The following is a 6,990-nucleotide window of genomic DNA, read 5'->3' on the forward strand; positions in this document are numbered from 1 at the left end:
ACAAATTACATTATAGCAGGCACTTTTAAAAATTGCAAATGCATTACAGCATTTTTTTCGATGCACCATTTTTCTTTGTTTCGGCGAGTAATTGGGCAATAAAATCTTCATTGCTTTTTGTTTGACGCAGCCGGCGTAGTACTTTGTCTGCCAGATCTGGTGCGTCTGACATCGTTTTCCGGATAGCCCAGACCATATCAAGCTGCTCTTTGCCAATAAGCAGCTCTTCTTTGCGCGTACCGGAACGGCGAATATCGATTGCCGGGAAAATGCGGCGCTCAGCAAGCGAGCGGTCAAGGTGAAGCTCCATGTTGCCTGTTCCCTTAAATTCCTCATAAATCACATCATCCATCCGTGAGCCTGTGTCAACAAGAGCCGTCGCTAGAATAGTCAGGCTGCCACCTTCTTCAATATTACGCGCTGCACCGAAAAAGCGCTTTGGACGGTGGAAAGCAGCTGGATCAATACCACCGGAAAGCGTCCGGCCGCTTGGAGGGATAACAAGATTGTATGCACGAGCCAGGCGTGTAATCGAGTCCATCAAAATGATAACATCCCGTTTATGCTCGACAAGGCGCATCGCACGCTCTAATACAAGTTCTGCCACTTTAATGTGATTTTCCGGCACTTCATCAAATGTCGAACTAACGACCTCCGCCTGTACAGACCGTTCAATGTCGGTTACCTCTTCCGGGCGCTCATCAATAAGCAGCACAATAAGCTCTGCCTCCGGGTGATTCGCCGAAATGGAATTGGCAATTTCTTTTAACAGCATCGTTTTACCGGCTTTTGGCGGCGCAACGATCAAGCCGCGCTGTCCAAATCCGACCGGAGATACAAGATCCATAATGCGAGTGGATAAGTGTCTCGATTCAAGCTCAAGCTCAATTTGACGGTCAGGATAAAGCGGTGTAAGAGCGGGAAAATGAACGCGTTCTTTTGCTGTTTCTGGATCTTCTCCATTAACAGCTTCTACATGCAAAAGACCATAGTATCGTTCATTTTCTTTTGGCGGCCGGACTTTCCCGGATACTTTATCCCCATTCCGCAGGTCAAAGCGACGGATTTGGGAAGCGGAAATATAAATATCCTCCGAGCTCGCTGAATAATTGATCGGACGAAGAAAGCCAAAACCTTCCGACTGAATAATTTCAAGGACCCCTTCCATAAAAAAGAAGCCTTGTTGCTCAGCACGCGCTTTTAAAATCGCGAAAATAAGCTCTTTTTTAGTGAGCTTGCTATAGTAGGAGATTTTGTATGTTTTGGCAAGTTCATATAATTCCTTTAGTTTTAAGTTTTCAAGATGATTGATTGTAAGTTCTTCCATTATGGCACCACACTTTATTAAATTGATTTGATAGAAGGGAGGGATGACGATGAAGCATAATTAACAAGTGGACAAATCAAACAAAACAGCGGAGAACCGGACCGGCTGCACCGCTGTTGGCATGTTTATGATTTAATGACAAGATTAGGCTTTTTATTTAAGCTATGGCGTCCATCCACAAAGCGGACAGTGCCTGATTTCGCGCGCATAACCACAGATTGTGTTTCTGCATATGTACCTTTAAACTGTACACCGCGCAGCAATTCACCATCTGTGACACCGGTTGCGGCAAAAATAGCGTCATCGCCGCGGACCAGGTCCTCCATACGAAGGACTTTATGGACATCAAGACCCATTTTTATGCATCGTTCAATCTCAGCATCAGACTGCGGCAGAAGACGTCCTTGAATTTCACCGCCGAGCGCTTTTAACGCAACCGCTGAAATAACGCCCTCTGGTGCACCACCTGAGCCAAACAAAATATCAACGCCCGTTTTATCAAAGGCCGTGTTGATTGCCGCAGCAACATCACCGTCATTAATCAGTTTAATACGAGCGCCGGCTTCGCGCAACTCGGCAATGATATGCTCGTGGCGTTCGCGGTTCAAAATCGTGGCCACAACATCTTCAATGTCTTTATTCTTCGCTTTGGCAACAGCTCTCAGGTTGTCCGTCACAGAGGCGTTAATGTCGATCATGCCAACCGCTTCCGGTCCGACAGCAATTTTATCCATGTACATGTCAGGCGCATTCAACAAGTTTCCGGCATCTGCTACTGCTAAAACAGCCAGCGCATTCCAGCCGCCCGCTGCGACAATATTTGTTCCTTCTAGAGGATCAACAGCTACATCAACGCGAGGGCCATACCCATTTCCAAGCTTTTCCCCAATGTAAAGCATCGGGGCTTCATCCATTTCGCCTTCACCGATTACAACTGTGCCTTTCATCGGGATTGTATCAAATACATCGCGCATTGCAGATGTTGCGGCACCATCGGCTTCATCCTTCAGGCCGCGGCCCATCCAGCGTGCTGATGCTTGTGCAGCCGCTTCTGTAACGCGAACCAGTTCCATTGATAAGCTTCTCTCCATTACTCTCCTACCTCCCATGCGACGAACAAACAGCGGCTTTATGCCACACATTATTTTATATATTGTAACACATTTACCAGTTGCTTCGTTTAATATTATGAACTTTTTATTTCACTGTACTCTTCTTCTGTCATTTCTTCCCGCCAAATATTGGCACCAAGTGCTGTAAGCTTTTCGGCGAGCTTGCTGTAGCCGCGGTCAATATGCTCAAGACCGGTAACTTCTGTGATTCCGTCCGCCATTAAACCGGCGATGACAAGTGCCGCACCAGCACGCAGATCGCTGGCTTTCACTTTTGCCCCTTGAAGCTGAACAGGCCCGTTAATGATGGCAGAGCGCCCTTCCGTTTTCACATTCGCTCCCATGCGCCGCAGCTCGTCAATGTGTTTGAAACGTGCCGGATAAATGGTATCAGTCACAATCGCAGAACCGGATGCTTTTGTGAGAAGTGAAGTGAATGGCTGCTGCAGATCAGTCGCAAACCCCGGATAAACGAGTGTTTTAATATCAACTGTTTTAAGGTTTTCGGCTTTTCCGACAAAAATACGATCTTCACCAATCTCAATCGGTACATTCATCTCACGCAGCTTAGCAGTTAGTGATTCCATATGCAGCGGAATAACGTTGTCAACAATGACTCCTTCCCCCGCTGCAGCTGCCATGACCATGAAAGTTCCCGCTTCAATACGGTCTGGAATGATCGAATGGCGGCAGCCGTGAAGCTGCTCTACGCCATCAATCCGAATGACATCTGTACCGGCACCCTTAATTTTTGCGCCCATATTTGAAAGAAGTGTCGCAACATCAATGATTTCCGGCTCCTTGGCCGCATTTTCAATAATGGTCTGCCCTTTGGCCCGGACTGCTGCCAGCATAATATTAATAGTGGCGCCAACGCTAACTACATCCAGGTAAATTCGGGCACCGCGCAGTTCACTTGCACGCAGGTAAATGGCACCCTGCTCATTTGTTACTTCAGCACCGAGCGCTTCAAACCCTTTAATATGCTGGTCGATCGGGCGAGGGCCAAGATGGCAGCCTCCAGGAAGCCCAATGACCGCTTTGTTAAAGCGGCCAAGCATCGCACCCATCAAATAATAAGAAGCACGCAGCTTTTTTACTTTTCCATTTGGAAGCGGCATAGCGGTCATGCTTGTCGGATCAATGTGCATCTCCCCGTTTTCAAATGTAACATCCCCACCAATTTCCTCCAAAAGGCCTTTAAGCATATGAATATCGGATATGTCCGGCAATCCTTCGATTGTAATCGGGGACTCCGCTAAAATAGCAGCCGGCACAAGGGCAACAGCGCTGTTTTTTGCGCCGTCCACCTTAATTGTGCCTTTTAAAGGATGGCCGCCTTCAATCTTTAACTTTTCCATTATGTTGTACTCCCTTCTTTCTGCGTAAACGGAAAGCGGGAAAGCTTTCTTGGTAGTCGTAGTTTAACCGATAACAATCGTCTCATGTACAATTCTTACTTTGCTTTACGATTTTCCCAATCAGCGAGGAATCCTTCGATCCCTTTGTCCGTTAACGGATGTTTAAACAGCTGAGCAAGTACTTTGTAAGGTGTTGTCGCAATATGCGCACCTTTAAGTGCCGCGGCTGTAATATGCTGCGGATGACGGATTGATGCTGCAATAATTTCAGTTTCAATATCATGAATAGCAAAAATATCCGCAATCGTTTCGATCAATTCAAGTCCATCCTGTCCGATATCATCCAAACGGCCAAGGAATGGCGAAACATATGTAGCACCAGCACGCGCTGCCATCAATGCCTGGTTCGCACTGAAAATCAGCGTTACATTTGTTTTAATGCCTTCCTGCGCGAATACTGCGACCGCTTTCAATCCTTCCGGCGTCATCGGTACTTTTACTGTAATGTTTGGTGCAATTTTCGCTAATTCGCGACCTTCTTCAATCATGCCTTCTGCGTCAAGCGCAATCACTTCTGCACTTACTGAATCTGAAACAAGCTCCGTAATCTCACGAAGACGGTCATGGAATGGAATGGTTTCTTTTGCAACTAGTGATGGATTTGTTGTAACGCCGGAGAGAATACCCCAGGAGTGCGCTTCACGGATTTCATCGATGTTGGCTGTGTCAATAAAGAATTTCATTAAATATTCCCTCTTTTCAGTTCATTTTATTATATAAACAACAACCGCCTATTCGTTAAAAAAGGCGGTTCTTGTCGTTATATGATTTGTTATAGGCATGCAGAATTAAGGATCAAAGGCTACATTCGCGACATCCTGTCGCAACGCCTTTGTGACCTACATCTTGTAGGCCTTACGCTTGGCCCGAAGAACCAAATTCACGCATTTTCCCGATTACTGTCGCTTTGATTGCATCGCGAGCTGGACCCAGGTATTTACGTGGATCATACTCTTCTGGTTTTGCAGCAAGTGTTTCACGAACTGCTTTCGCAGAAGCGATTTGGTTTTCTGTGTTTACGTTGATTTTAGCTGTTCCAAGAGAAATTGATCTTTCAATGTCTTTTGTCGGAATACCTGTACCACCGTGAAGAACAAGTGGAAGACCTGTTGCATTTCCGATTGCTTCCATTTCATCAAAACCAAGGTTTGGTTCACCTTTGTAAGGACCATGAACAGAACCAAGTGCTGGTGCAAGGCAGTCGATGTTTGTGCGTTTTACAAGCTCTTCGCACTCTTTTGGATCTGCGTAGATAACACCTTCAGCAACAACGTCATCTTCTTGTCCACCAACTGTGCCAAGTTCTGCTTCAACAGAAACGCCTTTTGAATGTGCATATTCAACAACCTTAGAAGTTGTCGCTACGTTTTCTTCAAATGGGTGGTGTGAAGCATCAATCATTACAGATGTGAAACCTGCATCGATCGCTTCTTTACATTTTTCAAAGCTTGAACCATGGTCAAGGTGAATGGCAACAGGTACTGTTGTACCGTAGTCTTCCATCAATCCTTCCACCATTTTCACAACTGTTTTGAATCCGCCCATGTAACGAGCCGCGCCTTCAGAAACACCAAGGATAACTGGTGATTTTTCTTCTTCAGCTGCTTGAAGAATCGCTTGAGTAAACTCAAGGTTGTTTAGGTTAAACTGGCCTACTGCGTATTTTTTTTCTTTCGCAGTGTCTAACATTTCTTTCATTGATACTAATGGCATTTTGTGTCCTCCTCTAAGGGAAATGTTTGCTTCATGAAAAAAACCACATTAGTATCATATCAAATTCATCTTTTTATTACCAACAGAATTTACTGATTGTCTTAAACCGTTAAATGCTCTTTGATTGTTTGGCGAATGTCGTCGATATCAAACGGTTTTGGAACATGCATAATGGCGCCAATATTTTTTGCTTCCTGAATCATATCCAGTTCTCCGTAAGCTGTCATGATAATGGCGCGGATATTCGGATTTTCTGCTTTCATCCTTTTTAAAATTTCAATGCCATCCATGCCTGGAATTTTCATGTCGAGCAGCACCAGGTCTGGAACATTTTCTCTAGCCAGCTGGATCGCTTCGGGACCATTGGCTGCCTGCAAAGTTTGGTACCCTTCTTTTTTCAACACTTCGTTCAACAAAATTCTGATTCCATATTGATCGTCCACTATAAGAATTGTTGCTGCCATTTTCATCTTCCTCCTAAATGTATCGCCTTCCGTTTTTGTCTTTATCTTACATTCGACAGAACCCTGCAAATTCCTTTTTTCATTTACTTAAACAGGATGTTTTGGGTTCTCCGTTGCACACAGGACGTGTGAAACTTCACTTGAACAGGATGCTTGGGTTCTCCGTTGCACGCAGGACGTGTGCGTTTTTAGGAGAACTTCCTTTATAATAAAGAAAACGAAAGAAGTGATGATGATTGTCAAAAATGTTTACAACACAGTTAAGCGGCCTGCTGAAACGAATTAGTGAAAAAGAGGAATTCGCAATCGAGGATGCGGGACGATTACTGTCTCAAGGGCTGCTGGGCGAGGGCACTTTATATATGAAGGGATTTGGTGAAATGGCGGCTCTCGAAGCAGAAGCCATTCATGGTGCCGAACCAATAGCCGGTGTTCAAAATTGGACAAAAGACGCCCTTCTAACCGAAGCGGACCGCGTGCTGATTGCGACGCGCTTTTCAGACGATCCGGAAGCGTTCAAGCTGGCCGATGAACTACTGTCAAATCATATTCCATTTGCCGCTATCGCTTCTAAAAGAGAAGCAGCCGGCATCGAAGAATCGGCTGACGTTTTTATTGATCTGCACCTGACAAAAGGGCTGCTGCCGGATGAAGAAGGCGGCCGGACAGGATTCCCTTCTCCCATTGCCGGTTTATACGTTTATTATCTATTGAAAATGACGATAGATGAAATGACAGCTGAGTACGAGTAAAATACCGCATAACAAAACAGGACCAGCTCAAAGAGCTGGTCCTGTCAAACTGTAGACAAATTATATTGATGAGCGTGTGTGCACATGAATGGGATAGGTCACAGCGTCCGGGCAGCTCCGCTTTCCATGGGGCAGGCGCTGAGCTCGATTTCGCCTGGCGGCTCCTCCGATCTCAGCTGCCCGCTAGTCCCATAGGAGTCT

At 45.6% G+C, this 6,990-nt stretch carries 7 protein-coding genes; 1 reads left to right on the plus strand and 6 read right to left on the minus strand.

Translation table 11 applies throughout. From position 1 onward, the window contains the following. Window positions 1-43: 43 nt before the first annotated feature. The 6 genes from rho to VP97_RS17600 all read right to left on the minus strand — a co-directional run bounded on the left by rho (window position 44) and on the right by VP97_RS17600 (window position 6,037). Window positions 44-1,327: a transcription termination factor Rho gene (rho, locus tag VP97_RS17575; protein WP_050183375.1), complete on the minus strand. Its 1,284-nt coding sequence runs from the start codon at window positions 1,325-1,327 to the stop codon at window positions 44-46. A gap of 125 nt (window positions 1,328-1,452) precedes the next feature. Next, window positions 1,453-2,418: a class II fructose-bisphosphatase gene (gene glpX, locus VP97_RS17580; RefSeq protein WP_050183376.1), complete on the minus strand. Its 966-nt coding sequence runs from the start codon at window positions 2,416-2,418 to the stop codon at window positions 1,453-1,455. Between the two features lie 95 nt (window positions 2,419-2,513). Then, complete coding sequence (locus tag VP97_RS17585) at window positions 2,514-3,800, minus strand: UDP-N-acetylglucosamine 1-carboxyvinyltransferase (RefSeq protein WP_050183377.1); 1,287 nt, start codon at window positions 3,798-3,800, stop codon at window positions 2,514-2,516. Window positions 3,801-3,895: 95 nt separating this feature from the next. Further along, window positions 3,896-4,543 (minus strand): fructose-6-phosphate aldolase, encoded by a 648-nt coding sequence (fsa, locus tag VP97_RS17590; protein WP_050183378.1) that lies wholly within the window; start codon window positions 4,541-4,543, stop codon window positions 3,896-3,898. A gap of 172 nt (window positions 4,544-4,715) precedes the next feature. Continuing rightward, window positions 4,716-5,573: a class II fructose-bisphosphate aldolase gene (locus VP97_RS17595; protein WP_050183379.1), complete on the minus strand. Its 858-nt coding sequence runs from the start codon at window positions 5,571-5,573 to the stop codon at window positions 4,716-4,718. Window positions 5,574-5,674: 101 nt separating this feature from the next. Next, window positions 5,675-6,037 (minus strand): response regulator, encoded by a 363-nt coding sequence (locus tag VP97_RS17600; protein ID WP_050183380.1) that lies wholly within the window; start codon window positions 6,035-6,037, stop codon window positions 5,675-5,677. Between the two features lie 245 nt (window positions 6,038-6,282). Between VP97_RS17600 and VP97_RS17605 the strand changes: the two genes are divergently transcribed. Next, the gene (locus VP97_RS17605; RefSeq protein WP_172656804.1) at window positions 6,283-6,789 is read left to right on the plus strand and encodes a DUF2529 family protein; all 507 of its coding nucleotides are present in this window, start codon (window positions 6,283-6,285) and stop codon (window positions 6,787-6,789) included. Window positions 6,790-6,990: the final 201 nt, after the last annotated feature.

It is taken from the genome of Domibacillus robiginosus, from assembly GCF_000966195.1.
Classification (GTDB): Bacteria; Bacillota; Bacilli; order Bacillales; family Domibacillaceae; genus Domibacillus; species Domibacillus robiginosus.

Bases quoted from the DNA above. Each gene is read 5' to 3' on its own strand.
- glpX (WP_050183376.1), bottom strand. From the start codon at position 2,418: ATGGAGAGAAGCTTATCAATGGAACTGGTTCGCGTTACAGAAGCGGCT.
- rho (WP_050183375.1), bottom strand. From the start codon at position 1,327: ATGGAAGAACTTACAATCAATCATCTTGAAAACTTAAAACTAAAGGAA.
- VP97_RS17605 (WP_172656804.1), top strand. From the start codon at position 6,283: ATGTTTACAACACAGTTAAGCGGCCTGCTGAAACGAATTAGTGAAAAA.
- fsa (WP_050183378.1), bottom strand. From the start codon at position 4,543: ATGAAATTCTTTATTGACACAGCCAACATCGATGAAATCCGTGAAGCG.
- VP97_RS17585 (WP_050183377.1), bottom strand. From the start codon at position 3,800: ATGGAAAAGTTAAAGATTGAAGGCGGCCATCCTTTAAAAGGCACAATT.
- VP97_RS17600 (WP_050183380.1), bottom strand. From the start codon at position 6,037: ATGGCAGCAACAATTCTTATAGTGGACGATCAATATGGAATCAGAATT.
- VP97_RS17595 (WP_050183379.1), bottom strand. From the start codon at position 5,573: ATGCCATTAGTATCAATGAAAGAAATGTTAGACACTGCGAAAGAAAAA.